Source organism: Streptomyces sp. MMCC 100 (assembly GCF_041538145.2).
In the GTDB taxonomy this organism is placed as follows: domain Bacteria; phylum Actinomycetota; class Actinomycetes; order Streptomycetales; family Streptomycetaceae; genus Streptomyces.
The window spans coordinates 4,518,226-4,540,612 of record NZ_JBGORK020000001.1 but is presented as its reverse complement, the minus strand read 5'-3'; the positions used below and the strand labels follow the sequence as shown (position 1 = coordinate 4,540,612).

General features: G+C 72.1%; 14 protein-coding genes. 7 read left to right on the top strand and 7 right to left on the bottom strand.

What is annotated here, in order from left to right; genetic code table 11:
• Positions 1-39: 39 nt before the first annotated feature.
• Entirely contained in the window at positions 40-612 is a 573-nt protein-coding gene (locus ABS735_RS21170; RefSeq protein WP_373901072.1) for a dihydrofolate reductase family protein, read from the bottom strand.
• A 62-nt stretch (positions 613-674) separates the two neighbouring features.
• Positions 675-2,330: a PucR family transcriptional regulator gene (locus tag ABS735_RS21165; RefSeq protein ID WP_373901074.1), complete on the bottom strand. Its 1,656-nt coding sequence runs from the start codon at positions 2,328-2,330 to the stop codon at positions 675-677.
• Positions 2,331-2,554: 224 nt separating this feature from the next.
• Here ABS735_RS21165 and ABS735_RS21160 point away from each other — a divergent pair, with 224 nt between their 5' ends.
• From ABS735_RS21160 to ABS735_RS21145, 4 genes are all read left to right on the top strand, one after another.
• Positions 2,555-3,823, top strand: coding sequence for an aspartate aminotransferase family protein (locus ABS735_RS21160; protein WP_373901076.1), 1,269 nt, complete (start codon positions 2,555-2,557; stop codon positions 3,821-3,823).
• Positions 3,824-3,890: 67 nt separating this feature from the next.
• Positions 3,891-5,330 (top strand): NAD-dependent succinate-semialdehyde dehydrogenase, encoded by a 1,440-nt coding sequence (locus ABS735_RS21155; RefSeq protein ID WP_373901077.1) that lies wholly within the window; start codon positions 3,891-3,893, stop codon positions 5,328-5,330.
• A gap of 69 nt (positions 5,331-5,399) precedes the next feature.
• Positions 5,400-6,845 (top strand): argininosuccinate synthase, encoded by a 1,446-nt coding sequence (argG, locus tag ABS735_RS21150; protein WP_373901078.1) that lies wholly within the window; start codon positions 5,400-5,402, stop codon positions 6,843-6,845.
• A gap of 385 nt (positions 6,846-7,230) precedes the next feature.
• Positions 7,231-10,626: a CARDB domain-containing protein gene (locus tag ABS735_RS21145; RefSeq protein WP_373901079.1), complete on the top strand. Its 3,396-nt coding sequence runs from the start codon at positions 7,231-7,233 to the stop codon at positions 10,624-10,626.
• On the opposite strand, the gene ABS735_RS21140 is transcribed toward ABS735_RS21145, so the two are convergent.
• The 5 genes from ABS735_RS21140 to ABS735_RS21120 form a co-directional block, all read right to left on the bottom strand.
• On the bottom strand, positions 10,616-12,919 hold the full coding sequence (locus ABS735_RS21140) for a phosphoinositide-specific phospholipase C-related protein (RefSeq protein ID WP_373901080.1): 2,304 nt from the start codon (positions 12,917-12,919) through the stop codon (positions 10,616-10,618). The two genes, ABS735_RS21145 and ABS735_RS21140, sit on opposite strands and share 11 nt — an antisense overlap.
• A gap of 96 nt (positions 12,920-13,015) precedes the next feature.
• The gene (locus ABS735_RS21135) at positions 13,016-14,035 is read right to left on the bottom strand and encodes an oligopeptide/dipeptide ABC transporter ATP-binding protein (protein ID WP_373901081.1); all 1,020 of its coding nucleotides are present in this window, start codon (positions 14,033-14,035) and stop codon (positions 13,016-13,018) included.
• Positions 14,032-16,062: a dipeptide/oligopeptide/nickel ABC transporter permease/ATP-binding protein gene (locus tag ABS735_RS21130; RefSeq protein WP_373901082.1), complete on the bottom strand. Its 2,031-nt coding sequence runs from the start codon at positions 16,060-16,062 to the stop codon at positions 14,032-14,034. The genes ABS735_RS21135 and ABS735_RS21130 overlap by 4 nt, the downstream gene beginning before the upstream one ends.
• Positions 16,062-17,012, bottom strand: coding sequence for an ABC transporter permease (locus ABS735_RS21125; protein ID WP_373901083.1), 951 nt, complete (start codon positions 17,010-17,012; stop codon positions 16,062-16,064). The genes ABS735_RS21130 and ABS735_RS21125 overlap by 1 nt, the downstream gene beginning before the upstream one ends.
• A gap of 79 nt (positions 17,013-17,091) precedes the next feature.
• Positions 17,092-18,645: an ABC transporter substrate-binding protein gene (locus ABS735_RS21120; RefSeq protein WP_373901084.1), complete on the bottom strand. Its 1,554-nt coding sequence runs from the start codon at positions 18,643-18,645 to the stop codon at positions 17,092-17,094.
• A 185-nt stretch (positions 18,646-18,830) separates the two neighbouring features.
• On the opposite strand from ABS735_RS21120, the gene ABS735_RS21115 reads away from it, so the two are divergent.
• The 3 genes from ABS735_RS21115 (at position 18,831) to ABS735_RS21105 (ending at position 22,366) form a co-directional block, all read left to right on the top strand.
• Positions 18,831-19,583, top strand: a complete 753-nt coding sequence (locus tag ABS735_RS21115) for a FadR/GntR family transcriptional regulator (protein WP_373901085.1) — start codon at positions 18,831-18,833, stop codon at positions 19,581-19,583.
• 252 nt (positions 19,584-19,835) lie between these two features.
• Positions 19,836-20,858, top strand: a complete 1,023-nt coding sequence (locus ABS735_RS21110) for an acetylxylan esterase (protein WP_373901086.1) — start codon at positions 19,836-19,838, stop codon at positions 20,856-20,858.
• 26 nt (positions 20,859-20,884) lie between these two features.
• Complete coding sequence (locus ABS735_RS21105; RefSeq protein WP_373901087.1) at positions 20,885-22,366, top strand: exo-alpha-sialidase; 1,482 nt, start codon at positions 20,885-20,887, stop codon at positions 22,364-22,366.
• Positions 22,367-22,387: the final 21 nt, after the last annotated feature.

The following is a 22,387-nucleotide window of genomic DNA, read 5'->3' as shown; positions in this document are numbered from 1 at the left end:
TCCCGGGCCCGGTCCCGGCACCACCGCTCGCCGGGCGGCTCAGCGCACGACGTCGAAGACGTTCTTCTGGATGCCGTTGGCGTAGAGCTCGTGCTCGACGAGCTCCAGCTTCTGCGCGTCCTTGTCCGTGCCGCTGAACAGCCGCTTGCCCGCACCGAGAAGGAGCGGGAAGACCAGCAGGTGATAGCGGTCGATCAGCCCGGCGTCCGACAGGCTACGGTTCAGCGCGGCGCTGCCTTGGACGATGATCGGGCCGCCCTCGGTCTCCTTCAGCGCCGCGACCTCGTCGAGCGAGCGCAGGATCGTCGTCTCGCCCCAGTTCGTCACCAGGTCGTCCTCGGCGAGGGTGGTGGAGACGACGTACTTCGGCATCGTCCGGTACTCGGGGAACTCCGCCATGTCCGGCCACACCGGGCTGAACGCCTCGTAGCTGACCCGGCCGAGGAGCAGCGCCGCGGCCTCGCCCTGCTCCCGGCCCTTGATCTCGTACGCCTCGGGGAGGAAGTCCACGAGTTTGACGGTCCACCCGGAGTTCCGGTAGCCGGGCTCGCCGCCCGGGGCCTCCACGACACCGTCGAGCGAGACGAAGGCGGTGCTGATCAGAGTACGCATGTGGATTCCTCGACGTTTCGCGTGCGGTCGGTCACCACTATGACCAAGGGGCGGGGGAAAACTCATCGGTCGCGTCCGGAGTCCCGGCCGGTGGGCGGGCGCGCCCGCAGCGCGTCGACGGCGTGCAGAGCGACGTGCAGTTCGGTGCGCTGCTCGCCGGACTCCAGGTCGCGGCCGAGCAACCGCTCGATGGTACGCAGCCGTTGGTAGACGGTCTCCCGGGACAGCCCCGCCGAGCGGGCGGCGAGCGTCTTGTTGCCCGCGGCGTCCAGATAGCCACGCAGGGTCGTGACGAGATCCGTGCCGTGGCGGGCGTCGTGGTCGAGGAGCGGACCCAACTGCCTCTCCGCGTAGTCCTGGACCCGGACGTCGTCGCGCAGCGCGAACAGCAGGCGGCGCAGGCCGATGTCGGACCGCTCGTGGAAGGAGCGGCCGGACGGGAGGGCCAGGCCGGGTTCGGTGGCCTCGGCCACCCGCGCCGCCTCGCGGAAGGAGCGGGCCACGTCGGCGAGGTCCCGGGCCGGTGAGCCGACGCTCACCGTCGCGCCCGGGGCCGCGCCCAGCGCGGCGCGGCTCAGCCGCTCGACGGCCTCGCGCCACGGCCGGGACGGGCGCAGCGCCAGCAGCACGCCGAGGCGGGTGGGGGACAGGAGCCCGACGAGGGCCTGTGCTCCCGTCGCGGTCAGCTCTTCGGAGAGCTGGATCTCGGCCGCCCCGGTGTCCTCCTGGGAGGGCAGGTCCGCCAGGACGGCGACGAAGCGGGCGTGCTCCGCGGGCAGGCCCAGCGCCGCGACCCGGGCCCGGGCGTCCGCGGCGGAGCGGTGACGCTGCTCGAGGAGATCGCGCAGGACGTTGCGGTGGGCGGTGCGTTCCCACGAGGTGGGATGGGTGAGACGGGCGATGGTGAGCGCCATAGCGGTCCGCTCCAGCACCGTGACGTCCTCGGGTCCGAAGGCCCGGCCCGGAAGCATGACGGGAAGCATGACCACCCGGCCCCATCGCTCCCCCTGGTACTCCACGGGAGCCGTGAGCCAGCCCTCGGGACCCGAGACCCCCGCGCGGTCGGTGGCCGGCGTGGTGCGTGAGCGCCGTTCCCACTCCGTGAGCGCGGCCTGGGCCGTGCTCACGGAGGGCTCGCAGACCAGCGCCCGGTGGACCAGGTTCTCCAGCACGACCGTACGGCCGCTCATCTCAGCCGCGGCACGCAGCACCTCCTCGGGGCCCGCGCCGCGCAGGGTGAGGGCGGTGAACGCCTCGTGGACACCCTGGGTCCTGCGCATCGCCTCCGCCTGGTGGCCGAGGATCAGCGTGTGGACCACCTGGGTGACCTCCAGGAAGTTGACGTCCCTGGCGAGCGTGATCAGAGGCAGCCCCCGCGCACGGCAGGCCCCGACCAGGGCGTCGGGGGGCCGGTGATAGCGGCGGACCAGTTCGATGACCAGGGCCGCGGCACCGACGGCGGCGAGTTCGTCGACGTAGCGGCGGACACCGGCGGGGTCGTCGGGCAGGGGCATGCCGGTGGTGAGGACGAGCTCGCCGCCCTTCAGGAAGGAGGCGGGGTCCGTCAGTTCGGTGATGTGCACCCAGCGGACCGGACGGTCCACGTACTCCTCGCCGGTGACCACCCGCGGATCACCACCGGCCAGGACGGGCAGCGCCAGCACGTCGGCCACGGTGGGCGACCGGCCCGCCGGGCCCGGCTGCCGGTTCTCGCTCACGGTGCCTCCCTGCGCACTCCCGTCACTCTGACAAGCCTCGCTGACCTGCGCAAGAGCGCTTGGAGCGCGACAGGGAAGCGGGCGGACGCCGCGAAAGGCGCCGAACGCCTGACACATCGTCCGGACACCCCGCCCCGGCCGGACAGATCACGCGTTGCCGCGCCCACCGCGGCGGGAAGGATCGGGGGACCGCAGGAGACCGACGAGCAGGCCGGGAGACGAGCATGACCGCACTGTCGCCGCACCTTCGCCAGGCCACCCCCGTGGTGGCGGTCCGGGGCGAGGGCGTCCACATCGACGGCGAGGACGGCCGCCGCTATCTGGACTTCACCGCCGGCATCGGCGTCACCAGCACCGGCCACTGCCACCCCAGGGTCGTGGCCGCCGCCCAGGAGCAGGTCGCCACCCTGGTTCACGGGCAGTACACCACCGTCATGCACCCGCCGCTGCGGCGCCTGGTCGACAAGCTCGGCGAGGTGCTGCCGGAGGGCCTGGACAGTCTGTTCTTCACCAACTCGGGCAGCGAGGCGGTCGAGGCCGCGCTGCGCCTCGCCCGTCAGGCCACCGGACGCCCCAACGTGCTGGTCTGCCACGGCGGCTTCCACGGCCGCACGGTGGCCGCCGCCTCGATGACCACCTCCGGGACCCGCTTCCGGTCCGGGTTCTCGCCGCTGATGAGCGGCGTGGTCGTCACCCCCTTCCCGACGGCCTTCCGCTACGGCTGGGACGAGGAGACCGCCACCCGCTTCGCCCTCAGGGAACTCGACTACACCCTCCAGACGATCTCCTCGCCCGCCGACACCGCCGCCGTCATCGTCGAACCGGTCCTCGGCGAGGGCGGGTACGTCCCCGCGAACCGCGCCTTCGTGCAGGGCCTGCGCGAGCGCGCCGACCGGCACGGCTTCCTGCTGATCCTCGACGAGGTGCAGACCGGCGTGGGCCGCACCGGCCGGTTCTGGGGCCACGAGCACTTCGGCGTCACCCCCGACATCCTCGTCACCGCCAAGGGGCTGGCCAGCGGCTTCCCGCTGTCCGGCATCGCCGCCCCGGAGGAGTTGATGCGCAAGGCCTGGGCGGGCTCGCAGGGCGGGACGTACGGCGCCAACGCGGTCGCGTGCGCGGCGGCCTGCGCCACGCTGGACGTCGTACGCGACGAGAAGCTCGTCGAGAACGCCGAGACGATGGGCGCCCGGCTCCGCCACGGCCTGGAGGCGGTGGCGTCCCGGATCCCGGCCGTCGGCGACGTACGGGGCATGGGGCTGATGCTGGCCAGCGAGTTCGTCACCGAGGACGGCGAGCCGGACCCGGAGACCGCGGCCCGGGTGCAGCGGGCCGCCGTCGACGAGGGGCTGCTCCTGTTGCTCTGCGGGGCGTGGAACCAGGTGGTGCGGATGATCCCGGCCCTGGTGATCGACGAGACCGCCGTGGACGAGGGACTCCGGGCGTGGGCCGCCGCCGTCGAGGCCGGTACGTCGGGAGCGGCGGGACGGTGACGGCCGCCGAGCACCGCATCACGAGCCGCCTCGCACGGCCCGCACACCCGCGATCAGGAGGGACCCCATGACCGACACCCCCACGCAGCTGTTCGTCGGCGGTGCCTGGGTGGACGCCGCGGACGGCGCCGTCATGCCCGTGGACGACCCCGCGACCGGCGAGATCCTGGCCCACGTCGCCGACGCGGGCCCCAAGGACGCCCGGCTCGCCGAGGAGGCGGCGGTCCAGGCGCAGGAGGAGTGGGCCCGTACGGCACCGAGGGCGCGCAGCGAGATCCTGCGCCGTGCCTACGAGATCGTCCTGGAGCGCACGGACGCACTGGCCCGCCTGATGACCTCCGAGATGGGCAAGCCGCTGGCCGAGGCCCGGGGCGAGGTCGCCTACGCCGCGGAGTTCTTCCGCTGGTTCTCCGAGGAGGCCGTCCGGATCGACGGCGGCCACGGGATCCTCCCCGACGGACGCAACCGCATGCTGCTCTCCCGGCGCCCGGTCGGCCCCTGCCTGCTGATCACGCCGTGGAACTTCCCCCTCGCCATGGGCACCCGCAAGATCGGCCCCGCGATCGCGGCCGGCTGCACGACGGTGCTCAAGCCGGCCCCGCAGACCCCGCTCTCCAGCCTGGCCCTCGCCGCGATCCTCAAGGAGGCGGGGCTGCCCGACGGGGTGCTGAACGTCGTCACCACCTCCCGTGCGGGCGAGGTGTGCGAACCGCTCCTGCGCGGCGGGCGGATCCGCAAGCTGTCCTTCACCGGTTCCACGGCCGTGGGGCGGCTGCTCCTCGCACAGTGCGCGGACACGGTCGTGCGGACGTCGATGGAGCTGGGCGGCAACGCGCCGTTCGTGGTCTTCGACGACGCGAACCTCGACGCGGCCGTGGACGGCGCGATGGTCGCCAAGATGCGCAACATGGGCGAGGCGTGCACCGCGGCCAACCGCTTCTTCGTACACCGCTCGGTGGCTCAGGAGTTCGCGGACCGGCTGGCCCGGCGGATGGGGGCGCTGGTCGTGGGCCCCGGTACGAGTGACGGCGTCGACGTCGGCCCGCTCATCGACGCCGCCGGGCGCGCCAAGGTCGAGGAACTGGTCGCCGACGCGGTGGAGCGCGGCGCCCGGGTGCTGGTCGGCGGCACCGCGCCCAAGGGCCCCGGCTGCTTCTACCCGCCCACGGTGCTCACCGACGTCTCCCCGGACAGCCGCCTGACGGTCACGGAGATCTTCGGCCCCGTCGCGGCGATCCTCGCCTTCGACGACGAGGACGAGGTGGTCCGCCGCGCCAACGACACGCCCTGGGGGCTCGTCGGCTACGTCTTCACCGAGGGCCTGGACCGTGCCCTGCGGGTCACCGAACGCCTGGAGGTGGGCATGGTCGGGCTCAACACCGGCCTGGTCTCCAACCCCGCCGCGCCCTTCGGCGGCGTCAAGCAGTCGGGTCTCGGCCGGGAGGGCGGCCGGGCCGGGATCGAGGAGTTCCTGGAGTACCAGTACGTGGCGATGCCGGCCCGGTGACGAGGGGAGCCACAGTTCCATGACGAAGGAGGCTTTGCATGGTCATGCGTAATCATGCATACTCTTCCTATGTCCAAGGTCCTCACCTCCCTCCCCACCGGCGAGCGCGTCGGTATCGCCTTCTCGGGCGGCCTCGACACCTCGGTCGCGGTCGCGTGGATGCGTGACAAGGGCGCCGTCCCGTGCACGTACACCGCCGACATCGGCCAGTACGACGAGCCCGACATCGCCTCGGTGCCCGACCGCGCCAAGACCTACGGCGCCGAGGTCGCGCGCCTGGTCGACTGCCGCGAGGCGCTGGTCGAGGAGGGGCTGGCCGCGCTCACCTGCGGGGCGTTCCACATCCGCTCGGGCGGGCGTGCCTACTTCAACACCACGCCGCTGGGCCGTGCCGTCACGGGCACCCTCCTCGTCCGGGCGATGCTCGAGGACAACGTCCAGATCTGGGGCGACGGCTCCACGTTCAAGGGCAACGACATCGAGCGGTTCTACCGGTACGGCCTGCTCGCCAACCCGCAGCTCAGGATCTACAAGCCCTGGCTGGACGCGGACTTCGTGACCGAGCTCGGCGGCCGCAAGGAGATGTCGGAGTGGCTGGTCGCCCACGACCTGCCCTACCGGGACTCCACGGAGAAGGCGTACTCCACCGACGCCAACATCTGGGGCGCCACCCACGAGGCCAAGACGCTGGAGCACCTCGACACCGGCGTGGAGACCGTGGAGCCCATCATGGGCGTGCGGTTCTGGGACCCGTCGGTCGAGATCGCGGCGGAGGACGTGACCATCGGCTTCGACCAGGGCCGCCCGGTGACGATCAACGGCAAGGAGTTCGCCTCCGCCGTCGACCTGGTCATGGAGGCCAACGCCATCGGTGGCCGGCACGGCATGGGCATGTCCGACCAGATCGAGAACCGGATCATCGAGGCCAAGAGCCGCGGCATCTACGAGGCGCCCGGCATGGCCCTGCTGCACGCCGCCTACGAGCGCCTGGTCAACGCCATCCACAACGAGGACACGCTGGCCCAGTACCACACCGAGGGACGGCGCCTGGGCCGGCTGATGTACGAGGGCCGCTGGCTCGACCCCCAGTCGCTGATGATCCGGGAGTCGCTGCAGCGCTGGGTCGGCTCGGCGGTCACCGGCGAGGTCACCCTGCGGCTGCGGCGCGGCGAGGACTACTCGATCCTCGACACCACCGGCCCCGCGTTCAGCTACCACCCGGACAAGCTCTCCATGGAGCGCACCGAGGACTCCGCGTTCGGCCCCGTGGACCGGATCGGCCAGCTGACCATGCGCAACCTGGACATCGCCGACTCCCGCGCCAAGCTGGAGCAGTACGCCGGGCTCGGTCTGATCGGCACCGCCAACCCCGCCATCGGTGCCGCCCAGGCCGCCGCGACCGGGCTGATCGGCGCCATGCCGGAGGGCGGCGCCCAGGCCATCGCCTCCCGCGGCGAGGTCTCCGCCGACGACGAGCTGCTGGACCGCGCCGCGATGGAGTCCGGCACGGACTGATCCGTCCCCGAGAGGGACCTCGCACCGGCAAGGGCCGGCTCGACGCCTGAGGGCGTCGGGCCGGCCCTCCTGTTGCCCCGTCCGTTTCTCTGCCCCGTGCACGACTTGCGCTCGTTGCGGGCTTCGACCGGCCCGATCCGCCCTCCGTGGCTGCCGGTTGCCAGATCAAGTGCTACGCAAGCACGTTGTAAGCAGCGCAAGTCGTTTACGTGCCAACTGCCGCCTCAACCGCGACCGTTGACAAACAGGTGACGCGCTAGAAACCTGATGACGCGCTTTCCGCAAAGAATCGACTGTCCTGCTCAATTGGCGCGCAGAGTCGGTGCTTCCCCCCAACTGCCGGACCGTCGCGCCCTCCCCGACTCCCCACGGAACAGAGGACCTCATGAGACGGAGATCCCTCGGCCGGCGGACGCTCACGGGCGCCGCCGTCGCCGGGCTGATGACGGTCGGGCTGCTGCCACTGCCCCTGGCCGCCACCGCGCAGGCGGCGACGGCGCCGGTGACCGCCGCCGCCGACGTCAACCTGGCCCTCGGCCGCCCGGCCAGGGCGGGCGGCTCGCACGGCGCCTACCCGGCCGGCAACGCCACCGACGGACAGCAGGCCACGTACTGGGAGGGACCGGCCGGCACCTTCCCCGAGTGGCTCCAGGTCGACCTCGGCACCGCCCGTGACGTCGACCGGGTGGTCCTCGAACTGCCCGCCGGCTGGGAGAGCCGGACCCAGACGCTCTCCCTGCGGGGCAGCACCGACGGCTCCACCTTCCACACCCTCGACGCCTCGGACGGACGGGCGTTCGGCCCGGCGCAGGCGGGCACCGTCGCCATCGGCCTCGACTCCCCCTCCGAGGCCCGCTACGTCCGCGTCGACATCACCGGCAACACCGGCTGGAACGCCGCGCAACTGGCCGAACTCGAGGTGTACGGCGACGACGTCGACACCGGCCCGCCGCCCACCGGCACCAACCTCGCCCGCAACAAGCCGGCCGAGGCCACCTCGACGACCCAGAACTACGTCGCCGCCAACGCCACCGACGACTCCACCTCCACGTACTGGGAGGCCGCCGGAAACCCGGCCGACCTCACCGTGAAGCTCGGCGCCGACGCCGACGTCAGCGGTGTCGTCGTCAAGCTCAACCCCGACCCGGTGTGGTCCGCCCGCACCCAGAGCATCCAGGTGCTCGGCCGGGCCCAGGGCGACAGCGGCTTCACCTCGCTGCGCGACCGTGCCGACTACGCCTTCAGCCCGGCCCAGGACAACGCCGTGACCATCCCGGTCACCGGCCGCGTCTCCGACGTACGGCTCCGGTTCTTCTCCAACACCGGCGCACCCGGCGGCCAGGTCGCCGAGTTCCAGGTGCTCGGCACCGCCGCCCCCGCACCCGACCTCACGGTCACCGGCCTCGACTGGTCGCCCGCCGCACCGGACGAGCGCGACGAGGTCATCGTCGACGCCACGGTCCGCAACGCCGGCACCGCGCGCTCGGCCGCGACCACCGCCGAGGTCACCGTCGAGGGCACGACGGCAGGCAGCGCCGCGGTCCCCGCGCTCGACCCGGGCGAGTCCGCTGAAGTCCCCGTCTCCACCGGCACCCACGCGGCCGGCAGCTACGCGGTCGCCGCGGTCGTCGACCCGCGTGACACCGTCGCCGAACTGGACGACACCAACAACAGCCGCGCCGCCACCGACCGGCTGGTCGTCGACCGGGCGCCGGGACCCGACCTCGAGGTGCGTTCCATCACCACCAACCCCGCCAACCCGGCGGTGGGCGCGAAGGTCTCCTTCACCGTCGCCGTGCACAACCGGGGCACCAGCGCCGTCGAGGCGGGCTCGGTGACCCGCGTCCAGGCGGGCTCCACCACCCTGGACGGCACCACCGGGCAGGTCGCGGCCGGCGCCACGGTGAACGTGCCGATCAGCGGCACCTGGACGGCGACCAGCGGCGGGGTCGCGCTCACCGCCACCGCCGACGCCACCGCGCAGGTCGCCGAGACCAACGAGAACAACAACGTGCTCGCCAAGTCCCTCGTCGTCGGACGCGGCGCCGCCGTGCCCTACACCGAGTACGAGGCGGAGGACGGCCGCTACGACGGCACCCTGCTCACCACCGACGCCAAGCGCACCTTCGGGCACACCGACTTCGGCACCGAGTCCTCGGGCCGCGAGTCCGTCCGGCTCGACGCGACCGGCGAGTACGTCGAGTTCACGTCCACCACGCCCACCAACTCCATCGTCGTGCGCAACTCCATCCCCGACGCCCCCGGCGGCGGCGGAGCCGAGGCCACCATCAGCCTCTACGCCGACGGCGAGTTCGTGCAGAAGCTCGACCTGTCGTCCAAGCACAGCTGGCTCTACGGCAGCACCGACGACCCCGAGGGACTCACCAACCGGCCCGGCGGCGACGCCCGCCGCCTCTTCGACGAGTCCCACGCGCTCCTCGACCGGACCTTCCCGCAAGGCACCGAATTCCGCCTCCAGCGCGACGCGGGCGACTCGGCCGCCTTCTACGTCATCGACCTGATCGACCTGGAGCAGGTCGCGCCCGCGAAGGCCAAGCCCGCCGAGTGCACCTCCATCACCGAGTACGGGGCCGTCCCCGGCGACGGACTCGACGACACCGACGCCATCCAGCGCGCCGTCACCGACGACCAGAACGGCAAGATCGACTGCGTGTGGATCCCCGCCGGACAGTGGCGCCAGGAGCAGAAGATCCTCACCGACGATCCGCTCGACCGCGGCCAGTACAACCAGGTCGGCATCCGCGACGTCACGATCCGGGGCGCCGGCATGTGGCACTCCCAGCTCTACACCCTCACCCCGCCGCACGAGGCCGGCGGGATCAACCACCCGCACGAGGGCAACTTCGGCTTCGACATCGACGACAACACCCAGATCTCCGACCTCGCCATCTTCGGCTCGGGCACCATCCGCGGCGGCGACGGCAACCAGGAGGGCGGCGTCGGCCTCAACGGCCGCTTCGGCAAGAACACCAAGATCAGCAACGTGTGGATCGAGCACGCCAACGTCGGCGTCTGGGTCGGCCGGGACTACTCGAACATCCCCGAGCTGTGGGGCCCCGGCGACGGCCTGGAGTTCACCGGCATGCGCATCCGCGACACCTACGCGGACGGCATCAACTTCTCCAACGGCACCCGCAACTCCACCGTCTACAACTCCTCCTTCCGCACCACGGGCGACGACTCGCTCGCGGTCTGGGCCAACAAGTACGTGAAGGACACGTCGGTGGACGTCGGCCACGACAACCACTTCCGCAACAACACGATCCAGCTGCCGTGGCGGGCCAACGGCATCGCCGTGTACGGCGGTTACGGCAACACCGTCGAGAACAACGTCGTCTCCGACACCATGAACTACCCCGGCATCATGCTCGCCACCGACCACGACCCGCTGCCCTTCTCCGGACAGACCCTCGTCGCGGGCAACGCCCTGCACCGCACGGGCGGCGCCTTCTGGAACGAGGACCAGGAGTTCGGGGCCATCACCCTCTTCGCCCAGGGGCAGGACATCCCGGGCGTGACCATCCGGGACACCGAGATCCTCGACTCGACCTACGACGGCATCCAGTTCAAGACGGGAGGCGGTGCGATGCCGGACGTGAAGATCGAGAACGTCCGCATCGACAAGTCGAACAACGGCTCCGGCATCCTCGCGATGGGCGGCGCCCGGGGCAGCGCCACCCTGACAGACGTCACGATCACCAACTCGGGGGAGGAGGACGTGCTGATCGAACCGGGCTCCCAGTTCCAGATCAACCGATAGGAGACCCACGACTGGAACCCGCCCGGCGGCGCGGAACACCACCGCGTCGCCGGGCCTGGGCCGCGCCCTCCAGACGGCCCGGCGAGCGCTCGACGGGGACGCGCGGGCCGTCGTTCTTCAGGCGCTCGGTGTTCAGTTCGTTCACCGCCCCGAGCGCGTCGCCGATCGTCGCGTAGTCCACCGCGATGAAGTTGACCGGTCTGCCGCGCTGCCGTTCACAGGTGTGTGCCCGCTCCAGCACCCGCTGCCGGGAGTTGACGACCCCGGCGTCGAGGCGCAGCCCGCCGCCCGCCGTGACGAAGTGGTTGAGCAGGAACAGCCGCTTGTCGGAGCCGCCCCGGTTGGGCAGGCAGGACATCTCGTCCGGGCTGCGGAAGGCGAAGGGCGTCTCCATGCCGTACCGGTAGAGGTTCCGGTACCAGGGCGCGGGTCCGTCGGCCTTCTCCGCGAACACGACCAGCCGCCGGCCGCTGTCGATCATGTCCCCGAGCTTCGGCCACGGACGGTCCGGATCCCGGTCCGGCTCGTACAGCAGGTCCGAAAGACCGGCCCGGACGAAGGCCTCCTGCGTCGTCACCGCGTCCACGCCGTCCTGGAGGACCAGCGTGACGACCTCCGTCGGATTGTCGCGCAGCCACTCACCGATCTGCCGCAGGGTCGGCTCCAGTCCGAGGGCGCCGGCGCCGCACACCGAGTGGCACAGCCACAGGCCGGAGTGGGGCGGGTTCACCCGTTCCAGGAGCGCGGTCAGCCGACGGCGCTCGGCGGGGGAGAAGTCCGAGGTGCTCAACCGGTCCGCCACCTCCTCGGGCCGCTCCCAGCGGTGGGTGTCGAGGAGCAGGACCCGCACCCCGGCGCCCAGCTGACCGACGATGTCCGGGTCCTGCAGGGGGCCGATGAACCGGTCCGCCGTCGTCGCCATCGCGTTGTGCGACGCTAGCTGGGCGATCTCGTCGTAGCGGGCGTCGCACAGCTCGGCGCTGCCCTGGCAGATGCGCGGGGAGGAGCCGGTGATCGCCACCGGCGCCAGCATCGTCCCGGCGAGGGCGACGGCGGTGACGGTGAAGGTCAGCGCCGGAACGTGCCGCGGGTCGGTGAGGACCGGCACACCGGGCCGGGTCTGCCAGACCCAGCCGACGGTGATCAGCAGGGCGCCCGCGGCGAGCAGGATCACCGCGACGACGACGGCGGTGGTCAGCAGCCGGTCGAGCGCGGCGGCCTGGACGTCGGCGAGCAGCCCCGAGGCCGCCGGCGGCCACGACGTCGGGGTGCCGAACAGCGTGTCGCCCAGCGTGAGGCGCAACAGGAGCACGGTGAGCGCCATGAGTGAGGCGGCGGCGGCCGGCACCCAGCCGAGCGGCATCAGCCGGCGCTTGGCGGGCGAGGGCGTCAGCAACCACAGCAGCGTGAGCGCGGCGGCGCACAGCACGGCCGCCGCCGGTTCCACCACGTCCTGGAAGAGCCGGGTGACCTTGCGGGCGCGGTCCAGCGGGGCGAGCGCCTCGGCCCCGGGCTCGACGTCGACGGTCACCACCCACGTGCCCTGCCTCGCCTCCCGCAACAGCTCCTCGGCGGCGTCCCGGACCTGGTCGGTCAGGGCGACCGGGGCGATCGCGGCCAGGGCCGAGGCCACGTCGCCCCGGTCGAGAGCCGTGCGCACGGTGGATCTGACGCCGTCGTGCGTCGCGCCGTCCGGCACCAGACGCATCAGCGCGTCCGTGGCCGCGGCCGCCTGGCTGTGCGAAAGCGGCAGCGTCGGCAGCTCCTCCAGCGGCGCCTCACCGGCCACCACCCGCGCCACCAGTTCGGACAGGCGCTGCACGAAGGCCTGGAAGTCGGGTTCGGACCGCTTCTGCAGCGCGGCGACGGCATCACCGAAGTACGCCTGGCTGAGCCGTTCGACGTTCGCGACGACGGGCTCCAGGTCGACCGTGATCCTCAGCCGGTCGCGGTCGCCCTCCAGATAGTGGACCACTTCCGCGATCTGCCCCTCGCCCATGGTCCGCAGCGTCTCCGGCGGGATCACCACCTTGAGGTTCGAGGTGATGGTCGACTGCGGCACGGGCAGCCGCTCCAGCAGGTCACTGGTCAGCGGGGTACTGCCCGGGTCCACCAGCACCTCGTCGTAGAAGCGCTGGTAGGCCCGCTCGTCCTCCAGCACCTGGCCGTAGAACCCGGGGTCGAGCACCGTGCTGCGGACGACGGCCGCCGCGGCCAGGACCGTCAGGCTCAGCACCGCCACGCACCAGACCAGCACCTCGACCCAGGGCGAGCGCCGAACCGGTGCGTTCATGGAACCATTCTCGTATCAGCCGGCCGTCGTGCCGCACGGCGCCCGGAGGGGGAGTGCCATCACACGCATGCCCCGCCCCGGGCCGGCCGATACCCGTCAGTCTCCGCTCAGCGCACCCTCCGGTGCGTTGCTCCCCTGGGGATGGACGCAGTGCCACCGATGCCCCTCGGGTCCCTCCGCAGCCGCCGGGAAGGCGGTGGCGCAGGCGTCGTCCGCCTTCCAGCAGCGGGTGCGGAACGGGCAGCCGGAGGGCGGGTTGGTGGCCGAGGGCACCGGGCCGTGCAGCACGATCCGCTCGGGGCGCTCCAGCAGGCTCGGCGTCGCGGAGAGCAGCGCCTCGGTGTACGGGTGGCGGGACGCGCCGGAGACCTCGGCCGCCCCGCCCTCCTCGACCACGCGGCCCAGGTACAGCACCGCGATGCGGTCCGCGAGATAGCGCACCGTCTGCACGTCGTGGGAGATGAACACCATGCCGAGCCCGAGCCGGGCGCGCAGGTCCACCAGCAGGTTGAGGATCTGGGCGCGCACCGACACGTCCAGGGCGCTGGTGGGTTCGTCGGCGACGATCAGCTCCGGCTCCAGCGCCAACGCGCGGGCGATGGCCACGCGCTGGCGCTGACCGCCGGACAACTGGCCCGGCAGCGCGTCCAGGGTGTGACCGGGCAGCCCGACCAGGTCGAGGAGTTCCTCCACCCGGGTCTCGCGCTCGGCGCGTGTACCGCGTTGGTGCACGTCCAGCGGGTCACGCAGGATCCGGCGCACGGGCAGCCTCGGGTTCAGCGCGGTGGAGGCGTCCTGGAAGACCACGCCGACCGCGGCTCCGAATCCGGTACGGCGCTCGGCGGCGCCCATCGTCCACAGGTCCTGGCCCCGGAAGTACACGTGTCCCTCGGTGGGGCGCTGCAGTCCGGTGACGACCCGGGCCAGCGTGGACTTGCCGCAGCCCGACTCGCCGACCAGACCCAGGATCTCGCCGCGCCGGACCTCCAGGGAGGCGTCGGTGAGGGCGTGCACGGCGTCCCGGCGCAGGATGCCGCCGCTGCGGGCCTTGTGCCGTACGTGGATGCGGTCGAGCCGGACGAGTGGGTCCATGGTGCTGTCCTCGGTGGCGGTCATCGGGCACTCTCCAGCGACTTCGCCGACCCGTTCGCGCAAGCCGGCCCGTTCGCGGACGTGGGCCCGTTCGCGGACGTGGGCCGGTTCGCGGACGCCGGGTGATGGCAGGCGAAGAGGTGGTCGAGGCCGGCGTCGCGGTCGGTGGCGGGCGGCGGAGTGGTGGCGCACAGGTCGGTGGCGGCGGCGCAGCGGGACGCGAACCGGCAGCCCGCTCCGAACGCCTTCGGGGCCGGTACGACACCGCGGATCTGGTGCAGCCGCCCGGCACCCGACTCCAGCGACACGACGGAGCCGAGCAGCCCCCGGCTGTAGTGGTGCGCGGGATCGGTGAGCAGCGCGCGGGTGTCACCGGCCTCGGCGACCTGGCCGGCGTACATGACCGCGACCCGGTGGGCGAGGTCGCCGACCAGGGCCAGGTCGTGGGAGACGAGGACCATCGCGAAGCCGAGTTCGTCGCGCAGCCGGACCAGCAGTTCGACGACCTGGGCCTGCACGGTGACGTCGAGGGCGGTGGTCGGTTCGTCGGCGATGAGCAGGCGCGGACCGCGGGACAGGGCCATCGCGATCAGGACGCGCTGGCGCTGCCCGCCGGACAGCTCGTGCGGGTAGCTGCGCAGGGTGCGCTCGGGGGAGAGGCCGACCAGTTCGAGCAGCTCGGCGGGGGTGCGGGTGCCGCCGCGGGAGGTGAGCCACTTCAGCTGGGTGCCGATGAGCACGGACGGGTTGAGGGACGACATGGCGTCCTGGTAGACCATCGCGATCTCCGGGCCCATCAGCGCCCGGCGCTCCTTCGGCGCCAGCTTCAGCAGGTCGCGGCCCCGGTAGAGGATCTCGCCCTCGGCCTCGGCGTTGCGGGCCAGCAGGCCCATGATCGCGAGGCTGGTGATGGACTTGCCGCAGCCCGACTCGCCGACCAGACCGAGGGTCTCGCCCTCGCGGACGGTGAAGGAGATGCCGTCGACGACGCGGGTGTCGCCGTAACGGTCCGGGAAGCGGATGGACAGGTCCCGTACGACGAGCAGGTCGGCCGCGTCCTCGGCGAGCGGCCGCACGGCGGGCTCCATGGCCTCGAGCCGGGCCGCCAGCTCGGCGAGCGCGGCGTTCACCTCGCTCTCGTCGGCCGCCGGAGCGGGTTCGGCGGCGTTGTCGTCGGTGTCCGTGCCGCCGGTGCGGGACTTGTCCGGGGAGGCGGCGGCGTCGGTCATGCCCTCGGAGAGCACGTTCAGCGCCAGCACCGTGACCAGCACGCACAGGCCGGGGAAGAGGGTCGCCCACCAGCCGCCCGACAGCAGGATCTGCCGGCCGTAGGCCAGCACGCTGCCCCAGCTCGGGTCGGGGTCCTGCACACCGGCGCCGATGAAGGACAGGCTCGCCTCGAAGATGATGGAGTCGGCCACCATGACCGTCGCGAACACCAGCACCGGCGCCGCGCAGTTGATGGCGACGTGCCGGGCGACGATGTAGCCGCGGCGGGCGCCGATGACCCGCTCGGCGGCGACGTAGTCCTCGCCGTACTGCTCCAGCACGTTGGCCCGCACCACGCGGGCGAGCGAGGGCGAGTAGACGAAGGCGATGGTGAAGATGATGACCGGGACGCTGGGCCCGAAGACCGCGACGAGGACGGCGGCCAGCGCGATCGGCGGGAAGGACATGACGACGTCGAGCGTGCGCATCACCGACTCGTCGGCGAGCTTGCGTGAGGTGGCCGCCAGCGCGCCCAGGGCCGAGCCGAGGACCAGGGCGAGCAGGGTCGCGCCGAGTCCGATGACCAGGGAGTAGCGCGCACCGTGCACCACCCGGGCGAACACGTCGCGGCCGGCCCGGTCGGTGCCGAACCAGTGGTCGGCGCCCGGGGCCTGGGCGGGGATGCCGGTGGCGAGCGGGTCCTGGGTGAGCAGCGGCGCGAACACCGCGCCCAGCACCACCACGAGGAGGATCCCGAGAGCGATCCGGGAGGGCAGGGGCAGCCGGCGCAGGCGGGTGCCGGGCCGGGCGAGGCGCCCGGCGAGGGAGCGTGGAGCGAACATCACACCGTCCTGATGCGCGGGTTGACGAGCAGGTAGAGCAGGTCGACGACGACGTTGACCACGAGGAAGGCGATCGCGATGGTGAGCACGGTGCCCTGGACCAGCCCGACGTCGCCTCCGTTGACGCCCTCGAGGATCAGCTTGCCCATGCCGGGCAGGTCGAAGATCGCCTCGATGACGACGGCGCCGCTGAGCATGTAGCCGACCTTGACGCCGAGCACGGTCAGCGGGGTGACCAGGGCGTTGCGCAGCACCGACCGGATGATCAGGAACGGCGGCAGGCCGCTGCCCTTGGCGGTGCGCACGTAGTCGCGGTCGAGTTCGGTGACCATCGAGGTGCGGATGAGGCGGGCCAGCGACGAGGCGACCGGCAGGGCGAGGGAGAGCGCGGGCAGCGTCATGCTCTCGATCCAGCCGGAGAAGGAGTCGGCCGGGTTGACGTAGCCGCCGGTCGGGAAGAGCGGCATGTTCAGCGAGAACTGCTGGATGAGCAGCACGCCGATCCAGAACGAGGGCAGGGCGATGCCGGCCATCGACAGCACCCGGAAGACCTGGTCCGGCCAGCGGTCGCGGTAGACGGCGCTGAGGACACCGAAGACCAGCGCCAGCACGACGGCCAGCGCCAGGCCGAGCAGGGTCAGCTGCAGCGTGAGCGGGAACGCGGTGGCGATCCGGTCGGTGACGGGCTGACTGGGCGACATGGTGACGCCGAGGTCCCCCCGCAGCAGATCGCCCAGGAAGGCGAAGTAGCGCACGGGCAGGGGGTCGTCGAGTCCGTTCGCCTCGGCGAACGCCGCTCGTGCCTCGGGGCTCGCCGACTCGCCCAGCGCGTTGTACGCGGGGTCGGTCGGCGAGAACTGGAGGACCACGAAGACCAGCAGCGCGATGCCGAGGACCATCACCGGCATCATCGCGACGCGGCGCAGCGCGAGCCGGAGAAATGCAACCATCGTGAGGTTCCTAGCGATTGGGGCGGGGGCCGCCGCCCGCGGTGGCGCGGCGGCGGCCCGACGGCGTGGGCGTGCGGGGTCAGCCCCGGCCGACGTCGATGAAGGACAGCCCGGTGGTGGGCAGCGGCTTGAACCCGCTCAGCGCTCCCTCCCGCCAGGCGGTGGGCAGCTTGCGGTGCAGGATCGGGTACAGGGCGGCCTCGTCGGCGACCAGGTCGGTCACCTGGCCCCACAGCTCCTTGCGCTTGGCCTCGTCGGCCTCGGCCGCGGCCTTGTCGAGCAGCGACCTGGTCTGCTTGTAGGCGTCGCTGCCCTTCCAGCCGTAACGGTTCTCCGGCCAGAAGCCGTAGTAGAACCAGCGCAGCAGCAGGTCCGCGTCGTTGCCGAAGACGGACGGGTCGCCCGGCGCGGCCAGCGCCTCGAAGTTGCCCTGGTCGATCTCGGCGTACTGGGCGGCGGACTGCTGGATGTCCAGCTCGGCGTCGACGCCGACCGCGGCCCAGCTCTCCTTGATCAGTGGCGCGATGTCCTTGACCCAGCCGTTGTCGGTGAGCATCAGGGTGAAGGAGAGCTTGCCCACGCCCGCCTCGGCGAGGAGCTTCCTGGCCTTGGCCGGGTCGTGCGCGTAGACGGTGGCGGCCTTGTGGTAGTCCGGGTGCGTGGCCGGGACGTACCCGGTGGCGGCCTCGGCGTTGCCCAGCAGCGCGGTGGAGATGATCTTCTCGGTGTCCAGCGCGTAGTGCAGCGCCTGGCGCACCCGCTTGTCCTTGAACCGCTCGTCGGCGCAGTTGAACATCAGGAAGAGCAGCCCGAAGGACTGGACCGACTCCACCTTGTCCTGGCCGGTGAAGCCCTTGACGTCGATGTAGGGCACGTCCTCGATGGCCTGCACCCGGCCGGACTTGAGCGCGCTGACCCGGGCGGACGGGTCGGACATCAGCCGCCAGACCATCTTCTTGGCCTTGGCCGGGTGGGGGCCGTTGTACTTGTCGTACGCCTCCATCACGATCTTGTCCTCGCGGACCGCCGACACGAACTTGTACGGGCCCGAGCCCACCGGCCTGGCGTCGAAGGACTTGGCGTCCGCGCCCGCGATCTTCTTCGGCACGATCCGCACCACGGATACGCGGGAGGGGAAGAGCGCGAAGGCGTACTTCAGCTTGAACTCCACCGTCGACTTGTCGACGGCCGTGACCCGGTCGATGAACGGGACGAACTGCGCCATGAGGGAGGCGTTCGCCTCGTCCAGGACCCGCTCGAAGCTGAACACCACGTCGTCCGCGGTGACCGCCGAGCCGTCGTGGAAGGTCGCGCCCTCGCGCAGGGTGGCCCGGTAGGTCGTCGCGTTGATCTTCTTGGGCATCCCGGTCGCCAGCGCGGGCCGCGCCACGAGCGTGGCGGGGTCCAGGTCGACCAGCCCCTCGAAGATGTGCATGTTGGCCGCGTACGGGGTCGCACCCGAGGTGATCATCGGGTCGAAGCCGGTGGAGAGCGGGTAGGAGAGGCCGGCCTCGATGGTGTCGCCGCCACTGCCCGAGTCGCCGGTACCGTCTCCACTGGAGGCCGGTCCTCCGCAGGCCGTCAGGCCCGTGGTGACCGCGGTCGCCACACCGATGGCACTGGTGTATCTCATGAAGGTGCGGCGAGAGACGCCGGCTGCACTGCGCGCGGACAAGGAGTCCTCCAGGCGGGAGATGAGAGTCGAGCAAGGTGGAGGAGGCGAGTGTGGTCGGCGCCTCACCGACGGCGCGTCAGACGTCTGATGTCTGATGCTTGATAACGTGGGAACGTAGCCGGGCAAGTGAGAGGGGTCAAGAGGTGGCGGTGGGGCAAAGGGCGATTCGGCACAGAGAGCCGGAGCCCAAGGCGACACGACAACCGTTGCGGCAGGAGGTTGTCGACGGCATCAAGGCCTACATCCTGCGCAACGATCTGCGCCCGGGAGATCCCTTGCCGACCGAGCCCGCCCTGTGCGAGGCGCTCGGCGCGAGCCGGTCCAGCGTGCGGGAGGCGATCAGGATCCTCACCGCCCTCGACATCGTCGAGGTGCGGCACGGGCACGGCACCTACGTCGGCAGGCTGAGCCTGTCCGCCCTGGTGGAGAGCCTCACCTTCCGCGGCCTGCTCAGCCCGGACGACGACTTCCAGGTGATGAGCGACCTCATCGAGGTCCGCGAGCTGTTCGAGCGGGGCATGGCCGAACGGCTCGTGTCCTCCCTGGACGAGGAGCAGATCGACCGTCTCGCCAGCCACGTCGACGAGATGCGCAGGGCCGGCGCGGGGGAGGGGCACGGGTTCGTCGAGGCGGACCGGGCCTTCCACACCCTGCTGCTCGCCCCGCTCGGCAACGACCTCATCGGTCAGCTGTCCGCGGCCTTCTGGGACGTGTACGTCATCGTCGCGCCGCATCTCGACGTGTTCACGCGCGAGCACGAGGCGGCCACCATCGCCAATCACCAGCGCATCGTGGACGCCGTGCGCGACCGCGACCCGGTGGAGTTCGCGGCGGCCCTCGCCGAGCACTACGCGCCGGTGCGCCTGCGGATCGAGGAGGCCCGCGCCCGGCGCTGACCCGGCTCCGGCCGGCGAACGAGGCGCCCCCACCGGGGGCGCCTTTCTCGTGCGCGCCGACGGGGACCGCCCGCTCCCGACCCGGAGTCCGGGCACTTGACGGTCGCCGTCCCGGTCTCTAGTGTCCTCGATCAGCAGACATCAGACGTCTGCTCTTGCTGAGCAACCGCTCTCCCGCGGGTCCGGTCCGGCCGGTCCCTCCCGTTCCTCCGCGCTGCGCCGCGCGCACGCCTCACCCACCGGGGCCCCTCCATGCCACTGACGGACCTCACCCTCGCCCAGTGCCTGGCACTGCGGCCCGACCTCGACGAGCCCGCCGACCTCGACGCCTTCTGGGAGCAGACCCTCCGCGAGGCCCGGGGCGCCGGCGGCGCACCCGGCTTCACGCCGGTGGACACCGGCCTGACCGAGGTGTCGACCTACGACGTCGCGGTGCCGGGCTTCGCGGGTGAGCCCGTCCGGGGCTGGCTGCACCTGCCCGCCCGGACGGGCGGACCGCTCGGCTGCGTGGTGGAGTTCCTCGGCTACGGGCGCGGACGCGGTCTGCCGCACGAGCAGGTGCTCTGGGCCAACGCCGGCTACGCGCACTTCATCATGGACACGCGCGGCCAGGGCTGGTCCACCGCCGGCGGCGACACCCCCGACACCGCCGCCCTGAACGGCACCGTCCCCGGCTTCCTGACCCGCGGCGTCGAAAGCCCCCACGACCATTACTACCGACGGGTGTTCACGGACGCCGTGCGCTTCGTGGAGGCCGCCCGCTCGCATCCGGCGGTGGACCCGGACCAGGTCGTCGTCACCGGCGTCAGCCAGGGCGGCGGCATCGCCCTCGCGGTGGCCGGACTCGTGCCGGGCCTGGCCGGGGTGATGCCCGACGTCCCCTTCCTCTGCGACATCCGGCGCGGCGCGACGATCGCGGCCCGGCCGCCCTACACCGAGGTCGCCGAGTACCTGCGCCTGCACCGCGACCGCACCGAGACCGTCTTCACCACCCTGTCCTACGTCGACGCCGCGCTGCTGGCCGCCCACGCCACGGCCCCGTCGCTCTTCTCCATCGCGATGATGGACGACATCTGCCCGCCCTCGACGAGCTTCGCGGCCTACCACCGCTACGGCGGCCCCAAGGACCTGCGCGTCTACGAGTTCAACGGCCACGAGGGCGGCGGCGGCCACCACCGCCGCGCTCAACTCGGCTGGGTGCGCGAGCTGCTCACCGCACCTCGCCCGGAGGCCCCCACCGCCCCGGCCGCCCTGCACGACCCCCGACTCGCCTGACCCCTCACCCGAGAAGAGGCCTGTTCATGCAGCGAAGAGCCACCCTGGCCATCGGCACCGCCGCCTTGGTCGTCCTGGGCACCGCCGTCCCCGCCGCCCACGGCGCCGACTCCCCCCGGAAGGCCGCCGCGGCCGCCGGCGCCCTCGCCTCGCAGGACCTCGCCACCGCGGGCACCGGCTCCCCCTACTACCGCATCCCCGCCCTGACCCGGACCACCAAGGGCACCGTGATCGCCGCCTACGACGCCCGCCCCACCCTCGGCGACCTGCCGAGCAACATCGGCGTCGTCCTCAGGCGCAGCACCGACGGCGGCACCACCTGGCACGCCCAGCAGGTCGTGCGCAAGGACGCCGCCCCCAAGGGCTACGGCGACCCCAGCCTCCTCGTCGACCGTGAGACCGGCCGCGTCTTCCTCTTCTACGCGGCCTCCGTGAACCAGGGCTTCTTCGGCTCGGCCACCGGCAACGACGAGAACGACCCGGACGTCCTCCAGGCCGACTACAGCTACTCCGACGACGACGGCCTCACCTGGAAGCACGAGCGGATCACCGCCGACATCAAGGACCCCTCCTGGGGCGGCATGTTCGCCGCCTCCGGCGAGGGCATCCAGCTGCGGCACGGCACCCACAAGGGCCGCCTGATCCAGCAGTACGCCATCCGCAAGGACGGCGCCGACTACGCCGTCAGCGCCTACAGCGACGACCACGGCGCCACCTGGAAGATGGGCACCCCCGTCGGCCCGGGCGGCGACGAGAACAAGACCGTGGAGCTGTCCGACGGCCGCGTCATGCTCAACAACCGCTCCAAGCCGTACCGCACGGTCGCCTACTCCACCGACGGCGGCGTCACCTACACCCCCTTCCAGCAGGACACCGAGCTGCCGGACCCGGCCAACAACGGCTCCGTCACGCGCTTCGCGCCGGACGTGGACGCCTCGCACCCGCGCGCCTCGTGGCTGATGTTCAGCAACACCGCGACGACCGACAGCCGCAGCAACCTCACCGTCCGCCTCTCCTGCGACAACGGGCAGACCTGGCCGGTGCGCAAGACCGTCGAGTCCGGCGCCGCCTACTCGACGCTCACCCCGCTCAGCGACGGCACGGGCCCCGACCCGAGCATGGGTCTGCTGTGGGAGCGGGGCAACGTCGACCACATCACCTACTCCTCCTTCGACCTCCAGTGGCTCGGCGGAGTCTGCGCGCCGGTCACCGTCACCTCGCCCGCCTCCCTGCCCGCCGGGCGGACCACCACCGTCACCGTCCGCGTCGTCAGCCAGAACGACGTACGGCTCCCCGCGGGCAACGTCTCCCTCGACCTGCCGGACGGCTGGAGCGCCCCGGAGGTCACCGTGCCCGCCCTCGCCCCCGGCCAGGGCGCGAACATGAAGATCCCCGTCACCGTTCCCGCGAACGCGGCCGCGGGCAACGTGCAGGCCACCGCGACCTACGAGGTCCGCGGCCGGCAGCACTCCTACGGCGACAAGACGTTCACCGTCACCCAGCCGTAGCCGGCCACGGGCCGCCCGGCG

Excerpts from the sequence above, each read along its gene's own strand:
- argG (WP_373901078.1), top strand. The coding sequence starts at position 5,400 with ATGTCCAAGGTCCTCACCTCCCTCCCCACCGGCGAGCGCGTCGGTATC.
- ABS735_RS21105 (WP_373901087.1), top strand. The coding sequence starts at position 20,885 with ATGCAGCGAAGAGCCACCCTGGCCATCGGCACCGCCGCCTTGGTCGTC.
- ABS735_RS21170 (WP_373901072.1), bottom strand. The coding sequence starts at position 612 with ATGCGTACTCTGATCAGCACCGCCTTCGTCTCGCTCGACGGTGTCGTG.
- ABS735_RS21140 (WP_373901080.1), bottom strand. The coding sequence starts at position 12,919 with ATGAACGCACCGGTTCGGCGCTCGCCCTGGGTCGAGGTGCTGGTCTGG.
- ABS735_RS21155 (WP_373901077.1), top strand. The coding sequence starts at position 3,891 with ATGACCGACACCCCCACGCAGCTGTTCGTCGGCGGTGCCTGGGTGGAC.
- ABS735_RS21125 (WP_373901083.1), bottom strand. The coding sequence starts at position 17,012 with ATGGTTGCATTTCTCCGGCTCGCGCTGCGCCGCGTCGCGATGATGCCG.
- ABS735_RS21120 (WP_373901084.1), bottom strand. The coding sequence starts at position 18,645 with ATGAGATACACCAGTGCCATCGGTGTGGCGACCGCGGTCACCACGGGC.
- ABS735_RS21130 (WP_373901082.1), bottom strand. The coding sequence starts at position 16,062 with ATGTTCGCTCCACGCTCCCTCGCCGGGCGCCTCGCCCGGCCCGGCACC.
- ABS735_RS21145 (WP_373901079.1), top strand. The coding sequence starts at position 7,231 with ATGAGACGGAGATCCCTCGGCCGGCGGACGCTCACGGGCGCCGCCGTC.
- ABS735_RS21135 (WP_373901081.1), bottom strand. The coding sequence starts at position 14,035 with ATGACCGCCACCGAGGACAGCACCATGGACCCACTCGTCCGGCTCGAC.
- ABS735_RS21160 (WP_373901076.1), top strand. The coding sequence starts at position 2,555 with ATGACCGCACTGTCGCCGCACCTTCGCCAGGCCACCCCCGTGGTGGCG.
- ABS735_RS21110 (WP_373901086.1), top strand. The coding sequence starts at position 19,836 with ATGCCACTGACGGACCTCACCCTCGCCCAGTGCCTGGCACTGCGGCCC.